Origin of the sequence: Nonomuraea sp. CA-218870 (genome assembly GCF_050936535.1) — a bacterium.
Taxonomy (GTDB): domain Bacteria; phylum Actinomycetota; class Actinomycetes; order Streptosporangiales; family Streptosporangiaceae; genus Nonomuraea; species Nonomuraea corallina.
In genome coordinates, this window is record NZ_JBNJMN010000001.1 from 5327078 (window position 1) to 5345397 (window position 18320).

Sequence of the window (18320 nt, forward strand, 5' to 3'; positions counted from 1 at the left end):
TCCGACACTATAGAAGTTTCGCCATCTGGGGCTTTGCTTAACCTTGTATCGGTATGGGAGACGTGCGGCGTACGTTGACCTGATGCGCGTCGAGCTTCCTCATCCCTGGCCGGAGAGCGTCGCCGAGGCGGAGGCGATCCAGGAGCGGCTGCGCCCCCGCGTCGAGCTGACCGGTCCCGCCCGCTTCGCCACGGTGGCGGGCCTGGACGTGCACTACCACGGCGACGACGAGCTGTCCGCCGCCGTGGTGGTGCTGGACGCGGCCACGCTCGCGGTGGTGGAGCAGGTGGTGACGCACGGCGTGGCGGCCTTCCCGTACGTTCCCGGGCTGTTCGCCTTCCGCGAGCTGCCCGCCCTGGTGGAGGCGCTGCGCCGGCTCACGGTCACGCCGGACCTGCTGGTCTGCGACGGGTACGGGCTCGCGCACCCGCGCGGCTTCGGGCTGGCCTGCCACGTGGGCGTGCTGACCGGGCTGCCCGCGCTGGGCGTCGGCAAGACCCCGTTCGTGGGCGCGTACGAGCAGCCGGGGCGGGAACGCGGGGCGTGGACGCCCCTCGTGCTCGACGGGGCGGTGGCGGGGCGGGCCGTGCGCACCCGTGACGGCGTCAAGCCGGTGTTCGTCTCGCAGGGCCATCGCCTGTCCCTGGACACGGCCACCGACCAGGTGCTGCGGCTGACGCCCCGCCACCGGCTGCCCGAGCCGATCCGCCGCGCCGACCACCTGGCCAGGCACGGCGGATGACGGAGGCTACGGGCGCCAGGACCAGACCACGAGCCACACACTGAGCCCGAACAGCGTCACGCCCAGCGGGACGTGCACCAGCACCTCGCCGGAACCGCCCAGCATGGACTGGACGAACCCGAGCAGCAGCGCCACCAGGCCCACCAGCGCCGGCCAGCCGGCGCCGCGTCCGGGCCGCCACAGCAGGACCGCCGCGACGAGCAGGATCAGGCCGAGCATGTGGACGGCCCCTGCGCCCGCCCCGTGCATGCCGGCTCCCGCGCCCCTGATCATCTGCCCCGCCGTCACGGCCTGGAAGAACACTGCCGCCGCGTTGAGCAGGGCCGCAGCCCGGAACGCCATCAGATATCCGTTGCCTCGCGCGACCTCGGTGACCACTGTTTCTCCTTCGACCTCGTAGGCTCACCAGGATCGCGGCCGGCCCGCCGGGGGACATCCGCCGCCGGTCGTCATCGCGACTACACCAGGAGTCGTAGCCGGTCGCCGCAGAAGCCGTGCGCGGCCGGTCGCGGGGGCCTACAGCCGCATCTCGGCGGGCATCAGGGTCTCGGCGTCGGTCAGCTCGACGCCCAGCAGTTCGCCGCCTCCGCCGAACTCGAGCACGACCTCGCCGGCGACCACCTGACGCGCCGCCTCCCCCGCCAAGATTTCATGCTTCATCGATATATATGCAACGTTGTGGTAGCGGTCCCACCGGGTGTAGACGGTGCAGGGCCGCCCGCCGCCCTCGTCCTCCTCTCCGGCGAGAAGCCCCTCCTTAGCCTCGTGCGAGCCCGCCAGAGCGGCGCGCACCATGCCCATCGCCAGCTCCACTGCCTGCAAGGAGTCGGTTCCCGTGGCCTTGCGCTCGTGGTCCCAGCCGGCCAGCCCGTCGATCCGGTACGGGCAGGACCAGTCGCCCTCGGGCTCCACGTACGGCATGCCGATCGCGGCGATCACCTCCCGCGGCGGCTCGGTGCGCAACGTCAGCGTGCGTCGAGCGATCTCGTACATGTTCGTCGCTTTACCCGGAGCGCCCGCTCCGGAAGACTGCCCATGCGACTTCACGAAGGGGGCGTGCGATGACCGAGTCGTTCGGGACACGGTTACGAGCCAGGCTCGACAAGTACGGACCGCTGTGCGTGGGGCTCGACCCGAGCCCCGAGCTGCTGCACGCCTGGGGGCTGGACGACTCCCCGGCCGGCCTTGAGCGCTTCAGCCGGGGCGTGGTCGACGCGGTGAGCGACCTGGTCGCCGTGATCAAACCGCAGTCGGCCTTCTACGAGCGGTGGGGCAGCCGGGGCGTCGCGGTGCTGGAGCGGACCATCGCCGACCTGCGCGACGCCGGCCCGCTGGTGCTGCTCGACGTCAAACGCGGCGACGTCGGCAGCACGATGGCCGCCTACGCGGAGGCCTACCTGGACCGGGGCAGCCCGCTGGCCGCCGACGCGATCACGCTCAGCCCTTATCTGGGGTTCGGCAGCCTCGCGGGCGCGATCACCTCGGCGCTGGCCAGCGACGCGGGCGTGTTCGTGCTCGCCCGCACCTCCAACCCCGAGGCCGCGCGCCTTCAGGAGGCGGTGGCCGGCGAGATCTACGAAGGGGTGCGGGCGGCCAACGCCGATCATGCCCCCCTCGGCTCGGTGGGCGTGGTGGTGGGCGCGACGGTGGCCGACCCGGGCTACCCTCTCGACCGCCTCAACGGGCCGATCCTGGCGCCGGGGCTGGGCGCCCAGGGGGCGACGCCGGCCGACGTCGGGCGGCTGTTCGCCGGGGTGCGGCACGCGGTGCTGCCGTCGGCCTCGCGCGTCCTGCTGGCGGACCAGTCCGGGCTGCGGGCCCGTACGGAGCGTTACCGCGACGAGTGCCTCCTGCATCTGTCGCGCTGAGCCCGGGTGGCCATCGACCCATGAGGGCGCCGTCTCGGCGGGAGGCGGCGCCGATCCGGGGGGCGTGCCGACGACTACAGCAAACTGGCCGAAAAGCCGCTTTTCAGAGATCGTTCTTTATAGAGTTCACAGATGACTGACACCCCTGGGGCCGATGACATCAGTGGGAAGTCACCTCCGCTGAGACTCACCGCCGCCGCGTGCGCCCTGGTCCTGTCGACGTCCTGCGGTGTGCTGCCTCAGCCGGAACCCGCCTCCTCTCCGGCGGCGAACGCGCCGGCCTCCACTCCGGCCGGGCCCGACACACCCCCGCCCCCGCCCCCGCGAGGCACAGCCACCCCTGCCGCCTCCGAGAGCCCCTCCTACAGCGACCCGTACTCCGACGCCCGCCCGCCCCTCGCCAGCGCCCTCGCCACCCACGCGGACCACGGCAAGCGCACCGTCCGGGCCGACCTCGTCGGGCTCAACCGGATCGGCGACCATGTCGCGGTCCAGGTGCGTCTCACCGAAACGGGCGAACGCTCCATGTGGGTGTGGCACCACGTCGAGGACCGCATGGCGAGCGGGCGGGACAAGGACGACATGGCATCCGGTCTCGGCATCATCGACGCCGCCGCCGGCCGCCTGCTCATGCCGTCGACCACGCCTGACGGCGGCTGCGCCTGCACCGTGGAGGACGACTTCGAGAGGCCGTGGCTCGAACCGGGCAAGCCGCGCACCTTCTTCGCGCTGGTGCCCGCGCCCTCCGGCGGCGCCACCTCAGCGACCGTGTACACCCCGCTCGCGCCGCCCTTCGTCAACGTGCCCATCAGCGACGAACCGCCGCAGCCGCCCCCCAACCAGCAGATTCCAGACCCGGCCACAGCCCAGCTCACGCCGCTCTCCTATCCGATGGAACTGCCCTCGGCCAGCCTGGACAACAGCATGGAGACGACCACGGACGATCAGCGGGTGCGCATCAACCTCTTCTCCGACCTGCTCTTCAAGGTGAACAAGGCGGACCTGTCCCCGGGCGCGCGCAACGTGCTCGCCCGCACCGCGGGCCAGATCGACGAGTCGGATGCCACCGAGGTCGCGATCGACGGTCACGCGGACTCGACCGGCACCGACGCCATCAACCAGCCCCTCTCCGAACGCAGGGCCGACACCGTGCGCAAGGACCTCGCGTCGCTGGTCACCCGGGAAGGGGTGACATTCCGCGCGCGGGGCCACGGTTCCGCCAAGCCGCTGTACTCCAACGACGACGCGGACGGGCGGCGCAAGAACCGCCGGGTGACGGTCAGCTTCGACCGGTCCCGGACACTGCCCGCCCCCTCCCCGAGCAGCACGCCGAGCCCCGTCGAGTCGGGGAGTCCCGGCGGCAGCAGCAGGACGAACGTCGACGGACAACCCTTCACGGTCGAGGTGGACCCCATCCGCGTCGTCGGCGAGGGGATCGGCCTCATGGTCTTCAGGACCACCAACCACGGCATCAAGGAGACCTGGCTGCACGACCTCGGCGACCGCCCGCCGACCCTGCCGGGCAGGGGCAGCAGAGGCGGCGCGACGAACGTCGACGTGGTGGACCCCCGGGGCAAGACCCTCCACGGAGCCGCGGTCGTCTACGGCCGCCAAGGCTCACGGCTCTACTGCCTGTGCACCCCCACCCACTACAGGACCGATCACCTCGCGCAAGAGACGAAGGAGCACTGGGCCGTCATCAGCCTGCCGCGGGACGCGTCGAGCGTGCGGGTCCGGGTAGCGCAGTTCCCGCCTCTGGCCGACGTGCCGATCATCTAGCCCGCCGGGCCACAGCCCTCGCCTCCCGTTCGCAAGACCCGCCGCCTTGCCTCGCCCGGTGCTCGGGCTGTCTCGCGTACGTCTCGCCGAAGCGCTTCTCATGCGGCCGGTCACAACCTGCCGAGGGCCTTGGCCAGCGCGGTCGCGGCGGAGGCGATCACCTTGTCGTCGTGCGGGGTGTCGTCGTCGTTGCGGTTGGTGAAGACCGACAGGATGATCGGCGCGTTCGATCCGGGTGTCCAGACGATCGCGAGGTCGTTGGCGGTGCCGTGGTTGCTCGCGCCGCCGGTGCCGGTCTTGTCGCCGACCGTCCAGCCCTCGGGAAGTCCCGCCTTGATCCGGTTGGCGCCGGTGAGGCTGGCCTTCAGCCAGCCGACCAGCCGCGCCCGGTCCTGAGCATGGAGGGTCTTGCCGGTGGTCAGCTCGGCGAACGTCCGGGCGGCCGCGGCGGGGGTGGTGGTGTCGCGCTTCTCGCCGGGCGACCACTGGGTGAGCGTGGGCTCCGTACGGTCCAGGCGGCTGGTCCGGTCACCGGTGGCGCGGAAGAACCGGGTCGTCGGCGCACGTGGCTGCTCCGCCGCCTGTGTCAGGTCATCCAACGCCCGGTACGGCCCTTCTCTCAGCCGGTGGGGCCGACGTCGGGGCGTTCCTCGTCGCCTTGGGCGCGGCCCTGCTCCTCGGGGCGTTCCTCCTCGGGGCGTTCCGGCTCGTCTTGGGCCTCGGGCGGGTCGGCGGGGATGGGGCGGCGGGACTTCTCGGTGCTCGCGCCGGAGCGCTCGGCCACCACGTCGCTCTCGGCTCCCAGGCCGTCCTTCGCGGGGGGCAGGTCGTCGGGGTTCTCACTCATGCCTCCCCAGTGCCCCGGCGCCACGGTTCGATGCGCGCGTGCCCGTGGCGAACGCGGTGAGGGCCCGGGCCGGGTCAGCCGAGGGCGGCGTCGATGTCGGCGCGTACCGGCATCGAGGTGGACGCCCCCTCCCGCCGCACCGACAGCGCCGCCGCCGCCGCGGCGAAGCGGAGGGCGTCCGGCATGGGCCGTCCTTCGGCGCGGGCCACGGCGAGCGCTCCGGCGAACGTGTCACCCGCCGCCGTGGTGTCGACCGCCTGGACCGGCACGGCGGGCACGTGCAGCCGCTCTCCCGAGCGCGACCCGTACAGCGCGCCCTCGGAGCCGAGGGTGATGACCGCCTCCTCGACCCGTTCGAGCAGCTTGTCCAGGGCGACGCTCGGGTCGGCGGCGCCGGTGATGCCGGCGGCCTCGTGCTCGTTGGGCAGCAGCAGGGTGACCGCGTCGATCAGGTCGTCCGGCAGCGGCTGGGCGGGGGCCGGGGTGAGGACGACCGGCACACCGGCCCCGCGGGCGGCGCGGGCGGCGGCGGTGACGGCCGCCATGGGCAGCTCCAGCTGGAGCAGCAGCGCCCGCGAGCGGGCGATCACGGCGCGTTCGGCGTCGGTGGGGGCGGTGACGGCGCCGTTCGCGCCGGGCACGACGACGATGGCGTTGCCGCCCCGGTCGTCGACCACGATGTGCGCGATGCCGCTCGCGCCGGGCACCCGGCGCAGCAGGGTCACGTCGACCCCGGCGCCCGCGAGCGTGCCGCGCAGGTCGGCGCCGAACGCGTCCGAGCCGACCGCGCCGAGGAACGTCACCTCGCCGCCCGCGCGGGCGGCGGCGACGGCCTGGTTGGCGCCCTTGCCGCCGGGCACGGTGCGGAAGTCGCGCCCGGTCACGGTCTCGCCCAGGCGGGGCGCGCGGGCGGTGTAGGCGACCAGGTCCATGTTGGCGCTGCCGAAGACGGTGATCACGGGTGGGTCAACTCCTGGGTGCGGCGGGCCAGCTCCTTCAGCCCGATGCCGTCGAAGCCGGTCAGGCTGCTGGCCAGACTGTCACGCAGCGCCCACCGGTCGGGGACGCCGCCGTTGAGCGCGCCGGCGACGGAGCCCGCGGTGGCGGCGGCGGAGTCGGTGTCCCAGCCTCCGGCGACGGCCCCGGCGACGGTCGCGGTGAAGTCGCCGCGGCCGTGCACGAGGGCGGCGGCGATCAGCGCGGCGTTGCTGACCGTGTGCACCCAGTGCAGGCCGCCGTGCCGCTCGTGCAGCAGGTCGACGACGCGCTCGAAGTCGTCCTCGCGGGCGGCGTCCTCGGCCGCCCGCCGGACGGCGCGGTGCAGCCGGGAGCGGGGCGGCACCACGGACAGTCCCGCCTCGACGACCTCCTCGGCGGAGCCGGCGACCATGGAGGAGGCGCACATGGCGGCCGCGAACATGGCGCCGTAGAGGCCGTTGGCGGTGTGGGTGAGCCGGGCGTCCCGCCAGGCGTGCTCGGCGGCGGTGCCGGGATCGCCCGGGTTGGTCCACCCGTACACGTCGGCCCTGATCAGCGCGCCGATCCACTCCCTGAACGGGTTGCGGCGGGTGGCGGTCTCCGGGGGCTCGACGCCGTCGAGCAGGTTGCGGTACGCGACGCGCTCGGCGGTGAACGTGCGCCCGGCGGGCAGTTCGTCGAGCCAGACCCGGGCCACGTCGTCGGTGGTGAAGCCGCGGCCGTGCCGTTCGAGCACGGTCAGGGCGAGCAGCGGGTAGTTGAGGTCGTCGTCCTCGGGGATGCCGTCGATGTTCTCGGCCAGGGAGTCGACGGCGCTGCGCCGGTTCCACGGCCATCGCGCCGCCACCTCGGGCGGCAGCCCTTCGGCGGTGAACCAGCCGCGGATCGGCCAGTTGCCGGTGGCCTCGGCGATCTCCCTGATGCCCGTACGCGGGATCTTCTCGACCGGCTTGCCCAGCACGCACCCGGCGGCGCGGCCCTGCCAGGCGCCCAGCACCCGGCCGGGGCCCGGGACGACGCCCGGCGCGGGCCGCGGCCAGTCGGGGCAGGCGGCGACGATCGCGGCCAGGTCCGAGGGCTCGTCCAGCGGCGACGGGATCGCGGCCAGCTCGTCGAGTAGCTCCTCTGCGAGCGGGCGCAGCGCCTGCGCGCCGGGCTCGGACGCTCCGGCGCGGGGCGGGGCGTCGTGCCCGCCCGCGGCGCGCCACCGCTCGGCGATCGCGGCGGCGTCCCTGCCGTCCTCGGCGGCCTGGCGCAGCTCGTGGCCGATCAGGTCCTCCGGCTGTACCCAGGTGAGCCGGATCATCAGTCCTCCAGCAGCGCGGCGAACGCGGCCTCGTGGGCGCGGCGCCGGGCCACGTCGTCGGCGTGCACCTGGCGGGCGACCGCGGCGAGGGCGCGGCCGGGCGCCACCAGGTCGGTCCGGCTGGCCGCGCTCACCTGCTCCACCCACTCCGGAGGGATCGCGCCGAGGCCGCCGAGCGCGCCGGCGACGGCGCCGCCCATGGAGGCGATCGAGTCGGCGTCGCGGCCGTAGTTGACGCCGCCCAGCACGGTTTCCCGGTAGTCGCCCTTGGCGATCACCAGGAAGGCCAGCGCCAGCGGCAGCTCCTCGATGCTGTGCAGCCGGCTCGGCCGGCGGGCCCCGAGACCCTGGTCGCGGTAGGTGTCGGCGACCGTGTCGTACGGCCGCATGGCCGCGCGGAGCGCCTCGAACGAGCCGTCCCAGTGGCCGAGCCCGCGGGCCGCCTCGCACACGGCCTCGATGGCGGCGCGGGTGCCGTCCTTGGCCAGCCGGAGGCAGGCGGCCACCACGGAGTCGGCGCCGGCGCCGGGCCGCATCGCCTCGGCCACCGCGGCGGCCATGACCCCGGCGGCCTCGCGCCCGTAGCTGGACTGGTGGGCGCCGGTCAGGTCGAGTGCCTCGGCGTAGGCGGCGTCGGGGTCGCCGGCGTTGACGACGCCGACGGGGGCGGCGTACATGGCGGCGCCGCAGTTGACGATGTTGCCGACGCCGGCCTCGCGCGGGTCGGCGTGACCGTAGTGGAGGCGGGCGACGATCCACTTCTCGGCCAGGAAGATCCGCTGCAGCGGCAGCGCCTCCGCCTCCAGCTCGGGGATCCACCGCCGCTCGGCCATCAGCTCGGGCACCAGGTGGGCGGCCATCGCGTACGCGTCGAGGTGGCCGCGCGCCTTCTCGTACACGCGGATGAGCGCGTGGGTCATGAGCGTGTCGTCGGTGATGTGGCCGTCGCCCTTGTGGTACGGGGCGATGGGGCGGGCGTTGCGCCAGTCGTCGTTGAACGGCGGCACGATGCCCTCGACCCGGCCGCCGTAGCGGTCGACGATCTGCTCGGGGGTCCAGCCCTCGGTCGCGCCGCCCAGCGCGTCGCCGACCGCCGCCCCCGCCACGCAGCCGGTCGCCCTGTCCTCAAGCGGCGTCATGTGAGTCCTTCCGTGAGTTCGATGAGATCCTTGCCCGCCAGCTCCGGCAGGCAACAGCCGGCCAGCGTGCGGGCCGGCGCGATCCACCCCTGCGGGATCGCACCGTACCCTCCGCAGGCTCCGGTGAGCGCGCCGGTGAGCGCGGGAGCCGAGTCGGCCAGCGGCGCCAGGCAGGCGGCGGCGGGCACCGCGCGGCGGAGGTCGCCCCGCGACACCTCGGTCAGGGCGAGGGCGGCCGGCACGGTCAGCGCGGCGCCGACCCCGTAGCTGTAGACGTGGTCGAGCAGGGCGGCGTCGAGCGCGGGCACCGCCCCGAACGGGTCGCCGGCCGCGCGGGCGGCGGCCAGCGCCAGGCGGGCGTTGTGCCCGATGGCGGTGTCCGCGGGCAGCACCCCGAGCGCGGCTTCGACGGCGGCGGCGGCCGAGCCGGTGGCGACGGCCGCGGCGACGGCGGCGGCCATGGCGCGGGCGCCCAGCAGGCCGTCGCCGGCGTTGGTCACCTGCGCGTCCTCGTCCGGCTCTGCGCCGCGCAGGCCGTAGGCGACGGCTCTGACGGCGGCGGCGTCGTCGAAGTGGTGCGGGTTGTCGTGCCCGCTGGCGGGCGGTTCGACGCCTCTGGAAAGGTTGTCCAGGGCGGTGGCGACCGAGACGCGGGCCCTGACGTCGTCGCGACCGGCGAGCGCGCGGAACGCCTCGGCGCGCGGGGTTCCGCTGGTGAGCAGCGTCCAGGCGAGCCATTCCGCGTCGTCGGACGGGCCGACGGCCAGCGGCGCGGTCGGCTGGTTGAGCGCGAACGGCACCGGCAGCGTGGTGAGGCGGTGCTCCTCGGCGAAGGCGTCGAGCTCGCGGTGGAGCCTGCGGCTCCACGGGGCGTGCAGCGCGGCCCGGTGCCGGGCCGCGGGCCAGCCCGCGGCGTCTCCCACGGCGAGGCCGATGACGGCTCCCGCGATCCTGTCCCCCGGCATGCGTCCTACAGTCCTTCCACCCGCTCGCCGCCGTCCTCCGGCACCGCCACCCGACCTCCGGCCACGCCCGGCGGCCACGCCCGCTCCCTGATCACGCCCGCTCCCTGATCACGCCCGCTCCCTGGTCACATCCGGCGACCCGGCAGGCTCCTGGGTCACGCCCGGCGGCCCGGCCGGCGTTCGCGCCGGCCTGCCGGTGCCGAGGGCGGCGGTCAGTTCGTCGGCGACGTCCAGCACGTGCCTGCCCGCCACGACCGGCAGGCACTTCCCGGTGGCCGGGCCGATCCTGGCCGCCCACCGCTCGGGCACACCGCGCTCGCCCCGCCCGGCGCCCGCGACCGCGCCCGCGATGGCGCCGATGGTGTCGGCGTCCCTGCCCAGGCTCACCCCGAACGTGACGGAACGCTCCACGTCGCCCTCGCCGTACAGGCAGGCGGCCAGCGCCAGCGCCACGGCCTCGGGCGCGACGTCCGTCCACGGGTAGTGCCGCACCACGACGGCCTCGTGCAGCGCCGCGGCCGGGTCAGCGGCGTCCAGCGCGGCGCGGGCGCGGCCGATGTTCCTGGCCGTCCACGAGTCGGCGGGCACCGCCGACAGCGCCGCCTCCACCGCGCCGGACGGGTCCGCCCCGGCCATGGCGGCGGCGACGGCCGCGGCGACCGCCCGGCCGCCGAGTACGCCCTCGCCCGCGTGGCTGACCCGGCCGTCCTCGGTCACCAGCCGGGCCGCCTCCGCCGGGTCTCCCGGGCAGAACACCCCGTACGGGGCGGCCCGCATGGCGAGCCCGTCGGACCAGCCGTGCTGGTGGATCATCCCGGTCAGCGGGGGTTCCAGCCCGCGCCGCAGCGCCTGTACCGTGCCCAGCTCGGAGAACCCGGCTCCGCGCATCGGCCCGGTGACCGCCGGGATCACCTGCTCCCGGTACGCGGCCGCGACCCGTCCGGACGTCAGCCCGTGGCCGTGCGCCACCAGCAGCCCGGCGGCGAAGATGGCGTACTCGGTGTCGTCGGTGCCGCCGCCCTCGATCTCGGTGAGCCGCCCCCACCGGCGGCGGATCTCCTCGGGCGAGAGGTTCTCGGCGGGGGCGCCGAGGGCGTCACCGGCCGCGAGGCCGAGCAGACACCCTCGGGCCCTGTCGCGATACGTCACCGCTGGTACCGCTCCAGCACCTTGTCGCCCTCGCCGACGAGCCGCTCGGCCGCGTCGTCCAGGCTGATCTTGTCGGCGAAGAACTCCTGCAGCACCGGCGTGGCCACCTTGCTCTTCCACTCGTCGTACCCGTTCACCTTGAGGAACGGCGCCACCACGAGGTCCTTGGCCGAGGCGGTCGCGACGTCCCAGCCGTCCTCCTCGCCGTTGATCGACGGGTCGGCGGCGGCCTCCCGCGAGGTCGGCAGCAGCCAGTCGCCCTTGGCGAGCCGGGCCTGGTTCCGGCCGTTGAGGAAGAAGGAGACGAACGCGACGGCCTGTTCCTGGTGCTCGCTGTCGGCCGACACCGAGAGGGTCTGCGACACCGCGCCCTGGTGGGAGGTGGTGCCCTTGAGCGGCGGCAGGGTCACCCACGCGAAGTCGTCCGGGGCCTGCTCGGCCACCTGCTGACGCAGGTAGACGCCGGCCGGGAGCATCGCGTACTTGCCGGCGAAGAAGCCGGGCAGCGGGTCGGCGGTGCCCATGCCGAGCGCGGCCGGGTCGGCCGTCTTGTCCTTGTAGAGCTGGTCGTGGATGCGCCGCAGGACCTCCTTCTCCTCGGGGCCGACCTTGACCGTGGTCTTGCCGCCCGCCGTCTGGAAGAAGGTGCCGCCGAAGTTGAGCGCCAGGTTCAGCACCTTGTTGACCGGCGACTTCATCGGCCAGGCGACGCCGTACGTGTCGCCCTTGGTGAGCTTCGTGCTCGCCTCGGCGAACTCGTCCCAGGTCCACGGCTCGGCGGGCGTGGGGATGCGCACCCCGGCCCCGTCGAGCAGCTTCTTGTTGGCGATGATGACCTGGGACTCCTGCAGGAACGGCACGCCGAACACGCCCTGGCCGCCGTTGCCGTCGTCGAAGGTGACGGTGTCCCAGGCGGCCTGCGGGATGTCGCTCCGCAGGGCGGCGGGCAGCTTGCCCTCCAGGTCGAGCAGGTAGCCCTTGGCGGCGAAGCCGGCCAGCGCGGGGGAGTCGTCGTGGAAGACGTCCGGCGCGTCGCCGCCCTCGAACGAGGTGACGAGCTGGTCGTTGACGTTGTCCCAGCTGCCCTGGACATAGGTGACCTGGATCTCCGGGTTGGCCTTGTTCCACTCCTCGACGATCGCCTTGTTGGCCTCCACCGACTCCTTCTGCCAGGCCAGGCTGAGGAAGTCGAGCTTGACCGGCTCGCCGGAGCCGCCCGACGGCTCACCGGTGTCCCCGCCGCCGCACGCGGCGGCCAGCGCGAGGACCGCCACCGCCGCCAACGCGGATTTGATACGCATGTGAGCCTCCTAGCCCTTCACCGCGCCGGCCATGAGGCCGGACCGCAGCCGTCGCTGGATGATTGCGAAAAAGACCAGGCTCGGGATCGTCGCCATCAGGGACGCCGCGGCCAGCGGCCCGAGCCTGGCCACTCCCTCGGGGCCGGTGAACCGCACCAGCGTCAGCGGGAGCGTCATCACGTCCGGGTCCTTCAGGACCACGAGCGCGAACAGGAACTCGTTCCACGACGAGATGAACGCGAACAGCAGCGTCGCCACCACGCCCGGCGCGAGCAGCGGGGCGACCACCTTGACGATCGCCCGCATCCGGCCCGCACCGTCGACCGCCGCGGCCTCCTCCAGCTCGCGCGGCACGGACCGCACGTATCCCTGGAGCATCCACAGCGCGAACGGCAGCGTGAACGTCACGTGCACCAGCACCAGCCCGGCCAGTGTGTTGACCAGGCCGAGCTCCCGCATGACCATGAACAGCGGGATGATGATCAGGATGAACGGGAACACCTGGCTGACCAGCACCCACCCGAGCGCGATCCGCTTCAGCACGCCCCGGTAGCGGGCCAGCGCGTACGCTGCGGGCAGGGCGACCGCGACGGTCAGCACCGCGCTGGCCAGCGCCACGACGAGGCTGCGCAGCCCGGCCCCGATCAGGTCCTGCTCGCCGAACGCGGCGGCGAAGTTGGCCGTCGTCGGCTCCCGCGGGATCCAGGCCGGGTCCAGGGCGGCCATCTCCTGCGGCGTCTTGAGCGCGGTCGACAGCAGCCAGACCAGCGGGAAGCCCAGGAAGACCAGGTAGGCCAGCAGCGCCGCGTACTGGAGGACCCTGCTCATGACGCCTCCCTCAGCTGCCGCCACAGGTACACCCCGAGCAGGGCGAGGACGACGACCACGATGGCGACGCCGAGCGCGGCCGCGTAGCCGAAGAAGCCGTACTCGAACGCCTCCTCGTACGCGAACAGCATCGGCAGCCTCGTCCGGCCGCCGGGCCCGCCCTGGGTGAGCACGTAGACCAGGCTGAACTGGTTGAAGTTCCACACGAAGTCGAGCGAGGTGATGGCCACGATGACCGGGCGGAGCTGGGGCAGCGTGATGTTCCAGAAGCGGCGCCAGGTGCCCGCCCCGTCCATCGCGCCCGCCTCGTGCAGCTCCGCGGGCACGTTCTGCAGGCCCGCCAGCAGGACGACGGTGGTCTGCGGCATGCCGCTCCAGACGCCCATGACGATGACGGCGGGCAGCGCCCAGGTGAAGTCGGCCAGCCAGTTGACGTCGGTGCCGAGCGTGCTGTTCACGATGCCGGCGTCCGGGTGGTAGACCAGGCGCCACATCAGGCCGATCACCACGGGCGGCATCGCCCACGGCACCATGGCCAGCACCCGGGCCAGGCCGCGCAGCCGCAGCCGCTGGTGGAGCAGCAGGGCCAGCCCGAGCGAGGCGAGGAACTGCAGCGCGGTCACCGAGACCGCCCAGATCATCCCGACCCGCATGGACTGCCAGAACGCCTCGTCGCCGAGCAGCCTGGCGAAGTTGTCGAGCCCGGCGAACCGGGTGACGTGGTTCCTGCCGGACTCGGCGTCGGTGAACGCCATCGCGATCCCGTACAGCAGCGGCCCGACGCTGAAGATCAGTACCGGGACCAGCGCGGGCAGCAGGAGCACCCACATCTCGCGGGTCTGCCGCGACCCGCCTGCCGCGCGCCGCGGCGGCGCCTCCGGGGGCGGGCGGGTGGCGGTGGCGGTCACGGACTCCCCCGCTCCGCGCCCGGCGGCCGGAACGGCGCGGGCTCCGCCCCCGTCGTCGAGGCCCGCACCGCCAGCCGCGGCGGCACGGTCACCCTGCGGGGTTCCCTGTCGCCGTTCCTGAGCCGGTCGAGCAGCAGCTCGGCGGCGGCCTTGCCGCGTTCGGCCGACCCCAGCGAGACGCTGGTCAGCGACGGCCAGGCGGCCGCCGCGAGGTCGGTGTCGTCCATGCCGGCCACCGCCACGTCGTCCGGCACCCGCCGTCCGGCCGCGCGCAGCACGTCCAGCGCGCCGAGCGCGATGAGGTCGTTGGCGCACATCAGCGCGTCGATGTCGGGCCGCCGCCGCAGCAGCGCCGCGACCGCCCTGCCGCCTTCGGCGCGGTAGAAGTCCCCGATCTCCACCAGCTCCTCGTCGTACGGCAGCCCGAGGTCCTCCAGCGCCTCCCGGTACGCGGCCCCGCGCATGGCGCCGGGCACCGTGTCGGTCGGGCCGTTGACCAGGCCGATCGTGCGGCGGCCGAGCCGGTGGAGGTGGTCGACGGCCAGCTTCAGGCCGGTGCGGGAGTCGGCCCTGACGTTGTCCACCGGCGTGCCCTCGGGCACCGAGCCGATGATGACCACCGGGGCGCGGGCGGAGGCGAGGAGCTCCAGGTGCTGCTCGGTGACGCGCAGCGGGCTCATGATCAGCCCGTCCACGTACCGCTCCCCCAGGCTGTGGAGCACGTCGATCTCGTCGGCCACCACCGCGTCCGTGGAGTGCAGGACGAGCCGGTAGCCGGCGGACTTGAGCACCGGCTGGATCTCGCGCAGCATGGCGAGGTAGGCGGGGTTGCCGACGTCGGCCATGGCGAAGGCGACCTGATGGGTGCGGCGGGACTTCAGGGAGCGGGCGACGGCGTTGCGCACATACCCGAGCTCGTCGGCGGCGGCCATCACCTTGCGCACGGTGTCCTGCCGGGTGGGCAGGCCGTTGAGCACCCGCGACACCGAGGCGATGGAGACACCGGCGCGCTCGGCGATCGTGGTGATCGTGGGTCCGTCGGCCAAGGCTGTCCCTCCAGGGTGAGCAAACGATTTCAGCGGATGGCTGTAAACGTTTACTGAGTAGGCGTCATGTAACCCTCCCGCCACGTCGCCGGTCAAGTCACGATCACGTCACGCGTCCCCGGGACCCGTCGCCGGGCCCCGGGGCGGGCGGGTCAGTCGCCGGCCGGGACCCGTTCGGGGGCGGGCGGCGCGGTCTTCGCGGTCAGGGCGCGGATGGACGGCACGCCGGCCAGGGCGACCACGGCCGACAGGACAGCGGGGATGATCAGGGCCACCGGCAGCGAGGACGCCTCGGCGATGTAGCCGAGGATGGCCGGGCCGGCCAGCAGGCCCGTGTAGCCGCAGGCCGTGACCAGGGCCAGGGCCTTGCCCACCGGGCCGCCGGCGGCCCCGACGGCGCTGAAGATGACCGGGACCACCGTGGCCAGTCCCACCCCGGCCAGGGCCCAGCCGGTCCAGGCGCAGACCGTGGCCAGCCCTCCGGTCACCGGCGCGACCAGGACGAGCGCGTACCCGCAGGAGGCCAGCAGGCCGGCCAGCCGGATCGTGCGCACGGAGCCGAGCCGGGCCCGGATGGGATCGCCCAGCAGCCGGACCGCGGTCATGGCGACCGCGAAGATCGTGTACGCGAGAGGCGCGGCGGCGGGGTCGGCGTCGAGGACCCAGCGGGCGTGCAGCGCGGCCCAGTCGATGGCGGCGCCCTCGGCCAGGTGCCCGGCGAACGCGGCCAGGCCCAGCAGCGCGAGCGGCCACCAGCCCACGACCGTGCCGGAGCGGCGGGGGCCGGGCCGCGGTCCTGGCCGCTCGGGCGGGTCCGGCAGCAGCAGGGCGGCCGCCGGCAGGAACAGGAACGGCACCACGACGGCGGCGGCCACCAGCAGCGCCTGGGCGTCCGCGCCCGCCCTGAGCGCCAGCGCGGTCAGCGCGCCGGCCGCCGCGCCGCCCAGGCTCCAGGCGCCGTGGAACGCCGAGATGATCGGCCGCCCGTAGCGCCGCTCGACCTCGACGGAGTGGGCGTTCATGGCCACCTCGGTCACGCCCAGTCCCAGCCCGAACAGCACGGCCAGGCCCGCCAGCATGCCGTACCCGGTCGAGAGCGCCGGCCCGAGCAGCGCGAGCGCGGAGACCGGTCCGGCCACCCAGCAGACCCGCCGGCTGGAGAGCCGGTCCACGAGCGGCCCCGCCGCCAGCATGGACACCAGCGCGCCGGCCGAGATGAGGAGCAGGACGCTGCCGAGCCGGGCCGCGCCGAGCCCCAGCCGCTCGTCCAGCGACGGCAGTCCCGCCGCCCATAACCCCATGACGAAGCCGCACAGGACGAAGAAACCGAAGACTCCGATACGGGCGCGCCGCGCTTCCGTCAGCTTTTTGTTCACGCCTAGAGCATAATGAACACCACCATGAGAGCAAACGGAGCGACCACGAGCGGGGAACTGCGTGCGCACAACCGGGTCCGGCTGCTGCGCGCCGTGCACGACGGCGGCGCGACCAGGACCCGCTCGCAGCTGACCCGCGACCTGGACCTGGCCAGGGGAACCGCCTCGGTGCTGGTCGGCGGCCTGGCCGAGGACGAGTTGCTGCACGAGGAGCCCGCGGCCGGGCACGGCAGGGGGCGGCCCACGACGGTGCCGGGCCCGCACCCGCGCGGGCCCGTCGTGCTCGCCGCCGACGTCAGGGAGGACGCCTGGGAACTGGCCGCCTGCGAGCTCGGCGGCCGGGTGACCGTGCTGGCGGAGCGGCCCCACGACGGCACCTCCGAGGACGCGCTCCTGCCCCTGGGCGCGGCGATCGGCGCCCACGGCGCGCGGTACGGCGGCCGGGTCGTGGGCGTGGGCGTGGCGGTGGCGGGCCCGGTCCGCCCGGACGGCCGGACCGACGTCGCCCACCTGCGCTGGCGCTCGGTGGACGTGCCCGCCCTGCTCGCCCGTGGCGCTCGCCCGGGCCGGGATCTCCCGCCGCCGACCGGCGCGCTGATCCGGCCGGAACCGGCCGTCAAGGGCGTACGGGTCGGCAACGACACGGCGCTGGCCGGGCTGGCCGAGGCCCGGCGCGGCCGCCTGCGCGGGGTCGGGCTGGGGCTGCACCTGCACGTGGACTTCGACCTCGGCGGCGTGCTGGTCGTCGGCGGGCGGCCCCTCGGCGGGGCCGGCGGCACCGGAGCCGAGTTCGGGCACATGCCCCTGCACACCACCCGCCCCCAGCGCACACGGAGGACCTCAGCGCATGCGCCCGTGGGCGGGGGTGCGGCGGAGGTGGAGGAGCCGGCGCTCTGCATGTGCGGGGCGCGGGGGTGCTGGGGGATGGAGGTGGGCGCCAACGCGCTGCTGCGACGGCTCGGCCTGGAGTACGGGGGCGGCCGGGGCCGGCGTCAGGCCGGGGAGATCCTGGCGCGGGCCGCCGCCGGCGACGGGGACGCGGGCGAGGCGGTCCTGGCCGTGGTAGAGGCGCTCGGCGGCGGGATCGCCGCCCTGGTGAACGCGCACGATCCCGAGGTGGTGACGCTCTCCGGGCTGGGCGCCGACCTGTTCGGCCGGGCGGAGGCGGAGCTGCGCGCGGCGGGCGAGCCGTGGCTGATGAGGATCCGCAGGGAACGCCCGCCCCTGATCGTCGCCTCGCCGCTACGCTGGCGCGGGCCGCTGCTCGGGGCGATGGAGGCGGTGTTCGACGCGTTCCTCACGCCGGCCGGGCTGGCCGCCTGGCAGACCGCGACACGCCCGGAAAATTAGTGTGATGTAAAGCACGCTTCAGGGCGAAAACCAACCATCAAGGACAGAACCCGGCCCCGTCCCGGGACCCGGCACGCGGCGGCCGGGACGGACGGGCGGAAAGCCTCAGGACGACGCCCTCGCGCACGGCCCGCCAGGACCCGCGGCCGACCCCGTCTTCCCTGGTCAAAGGCTGTTTCATCACCATCAGACCCGGTATCGCACCCCGCCCCTGCCCCGATGGCCGAGAGCGCGCGGACGGGGGCGCGTACCCCCTCGGCGACACCCCTGGGCAGAAGGTGTCGGGCGCCGGCGGGGGGCCCGCGCCGCGGCGGACACGTCGGGCGGCGCTTTCCGCTACACGATCCGCTGGTATCCGCCATGATTAGCCACTGCACTACGGGTAACAGAATCCCCGATCGTTAACTCCCCGAGGAGAGAACTAGACATGGCACTTCCTACTCTCACCCCCGAACAGCGCAAGGCCGCGCTGGAGAAGGCCGCGGAGGCCCGTGCTGCCAGGACCGCTCTGCTGGCGAAGGTCAAGGCGGGCGAGCTGTCGTTCTCGCAACTGCTCGAGCGCGACGACGACATCGCCAAGAAGATCAAGGTGTCGCAGGCGCTCCGCGCCGTGAAGGGCGTCGGCCCGGCCAAGGCCACCGCTCTGATGGAGGAGGCCGGCGTCGACGAGAAGCGCCGGCTCGGCGGCCTGGGCGCCCAGCAGCGCAAGAAGCTGGTCGAAGCGCTCGGCTGACAGCC

The 18320-nt window shown here is 74.2% G+C and carries 19 protein-coding genes; 5 read left to right on the forward strand and 14 right to left on the reverse strand.

What is annotated here, in order from left to right:
- Nucleotides 1-82 precede the first annotated feature (82 nt).
- Nucleotides 83-742: an endonuclease V gene (locus ACQEUU_RS25600; protein WP_433070374.1), complete on the forward strand. Its 660-nt coding sequence runs from the start codon at nucleotides 83-85 to the stop codon at nucleotides 740-742.
- A gap of 6 nt (nucleotides 743-748) precedes the next feature.
- Here the strand turns inward: ACQEUU_RS25600 and ACQEUU_RS25605 are convergent, their stop codons facing one another.
- Nucleotides 749-1120, reverse strand: coding sequence for a hypothetical protein (locus ACQEUU_RS25605; protein WP_433070377.1), 372 nt, complete (start codon nucleotides 1118-1120; stop codon nucleotides 749-751).
- Between the two features lie 138 nt (nucleotides 1121-1258).
- Complete coding sequence (locus tag ACQEUU_RS25610) at nucleotides 1259-1735, reverse strand: DUF6968 family protein (protein WP_270158840.1); 477 nt, start codon at nucleotides 1733-1735, stop codon at nucleotides 1259-1261.
- A gap of 68 nt (nucleotides 1736-1803) precedes the next feature.
- Here ACQEUU_RS25610 and pyrF point away from each other — a divergent pair, with 68 nt between their 5' ends.
- Nucleotides 1804-2610 (forward strand): orotidine-5'-phosphate decarboxylase, encoded by an 807-nt coding sequence (gene pyrF, locus ACQEUU_RS25615; protein WP_433070380.1) that lies wholly within the window; start codon nucleotides 1804-1806, stop codon nucleotides 2608-2610.
- A 132-nt stretch (nucleotides 2611-2742) separates the two neighbouring features.
- Nucleotides 2743-4389, forward strand: coding sequence for an OmpA family protein (locus tag ACQEUU_RS25620; protein WP_433070383.1), 1647 nt, complete (start codon nucleotides 2743-2745; stop codon nucleotides 4387-4389).
- A 110-nt stretch (nucleotides 4390-4499) separates the two neighbouring features.
- On the opposite strand, the gene ACQEUU_RS25625 is transcribed toward ACQEUU_RS25620, so the two are convergent.
- The 12 genes from ACQEUU_RS25625 to ACQEUU_RS25680 all read right to left on the reverse strand — a co-directional run bounded on the left by ACQEUU_RS25625 (nucleotide 4500) and on the right by ACQEUU_RS25680 (nucleotide 16232).
- Complete coding sequence (locus ACQEUU_RS25625) at nucleotides 4500-4988, reverse strand: serine hydrolase (protein ID WP_433070386.1); 489 nt, start codon at nucleotides 4986-4988, stop codon at nucleotides 4500-4502.
- Nucleotides 4989-5008: 20 nt separating this feature from the next.
- Nucleotides 5009-5236, reverse strand: coding sequence for a hypothetical protein (locus ACQEUU_RS25630; RefSeq protein WP_433070388.1), 228 nt, complete (start codon nucleotides 5234-5236; stop codon nucleotides 5009-5011).
- 74 nt (nucleotides 5237-5310) lie between these two features.
- Nucleotides 5311-6195 carry a ribokinase gene (rbsK, locus tag ACQEUU_RS25635; RefSeq protein WP_433070391.1) on the reverse strand — a complete coding sequence of 295 codons (885 nt, stop codon included), beginning with the start codon at nucleotides 6193-6195 and terminating at the stop codon, nucleotides 5311-5313.
- Nucleotides 6192-7520, reverse strand: coding sequence for an ADP-ribosylglycohydrolase family protein (locus tag ACQEUU_RS25640; protein WP_433070393.1), 1329 nt, complete (start codon nucleotides 7518-7520; stop codon nucleotides 6192-6194). Before ACQEUU_RS25640 ends, rbsK begins: the two co-directional genes overlap by 4 nt.
- Nucleotides 7520-8659, reverse strand: a complete 1140-nt coding sequence (locus ACQEUU_RS25645; RefSeq protein ID WP_433070396.1) for an ADP-ribosylglycohydrolase family protein — start codon at nucleotides 8657-8659, stop codon at nucleotides 7520-7522. Before ACQEUU_RS25645 ends, ACQEUU_RS25640 begins: the two co-directional genes overlap by 1 nt.
- On the reverse strand, nucleotides 8656-9624 hold the full coding sequence (locus tag ACQEUU_RS25650; RefSeq protein WP_433070399.1) for an ADP-ribosylglycohydrolase family protein: 969 nt from the start codon (nucleotides 9622-9624) through the stop codon (nucleotides 8656-8658). The genes ACQEUU_RS25645 and ACQEUU_RS25650 overlap by 4 nt, the downstream gene beginning before the upstream one ends.
- Nucleotides 9625-9732: 108 nt before the next feature.
- Nucleotides 9733-10773 (reverse strand): ADP-ribosylglycohydrolase family protein, encoded by a 1041-nt coding sequence (locus ACQEUU_RS25655; protein ID WP_433070402.1) that lies wholly within the window; start codon nucleotides 10771-10773, stop codon nucleotides 9733-9735.
- On the reverse strand, nucleotides 10770-12074 hold the full coding sequence (locus tag ACQEUU_RS25660; RefSeq protein WP_433070404.1) for an ABC transporter substrate-binding protein: 1305 nt from the start codon (nucleotides 12072-12074) through the stop codon (nucleotides 10770-10772). Before ACQEUU_RS25660 ends, ACQEUU_RS25655 begins: the two co-directional genes overlap by 4 nt.
- 9 nt (nucleotides 12075-12083) lie before the next feature.
- Entirely contained in the window at nucleotides 12084-12902 is an 819-nt protein-coding gene (locus ACQEUU_RS25665) for a carbohydrate ABC transporter permease (protein ID WP_433070406.1), read from the reverse strand.
- Entirely contained in the window at nucleotides 12899-13810 is a 912-nt protein-coding gene (locus tag ACQEUU_RS25670) for a carbohydrate ABC transporter permease (protein WP_433070409.1), read from the reverse strand. The genes ACQEUU_RS25665 and ACQEUU_RS25670 overlap by 4 nt, the downstream gene beginning before the upstream one ends.
- Nucleotides 13807-14856 carry a LacI family DNA-binding transcriptional regulator gene (locus tag ACQEUU_RS25675; protein WP_433070411.1) on the reverse strand — a complete coding sequence of 350 codons (1050 nt, stop codon included), beginning with the start codon at nucleotides 14854-14856 and terminating at the stop codon, nucleotides 13807-13809. Before ACQEUU_RS25675 ends, ACQEUU_RS25670 begins: the two co-directional genes overlap by 4 nt.
- A 152-nt stretch (nucleotides 14857-15008) precedes the next feature.
- On the reverse strand, nucleotides 15009-16232 hold the full coding sequence (locus tag ACQEUU_RS25680; protein WP_433070415.1) for an MFS transporter: 1224 nt from the start codon (nucleotides 16230-16232) through the stop codon (nucleotides 15009-15011).
- 24 nt (nucleotides 16233-16256) lie between these two features.
- Between ACQEUU_RS25680 and ACQEUU_RS25685 the strand changes: the two genes are divergently transcribed.
- Nucleotides 16257-17582 (forward strand): ROK family protein, encoded by a 1326-nt coding sequence (locus ACQEUU_RS25685; RefSeq protein WP_433070418.1) that lies wholly within the window; start codon nucleotides 16257-16259, stop codon nucleotides 17580-17582.
- A 427-nt stretch (nucleotides 17583-18009) separates the two neighbouring features.
- The gene (gene mihF / locus ACQEUU_RS25690; RefSeq protein WP_101784984.1) at nucleotides 18010-18315 is read left to right on the forward strand and encodes an integration host factor, actinobacterial type; all 306 of its coding nucleotides are present in this window, start codon (nucleotides 18010-18012) and stop codon (nucleotides 18313-18315) included.
- Nucleotides 18316-18320 lie beyond the last annotated feature (5 nt).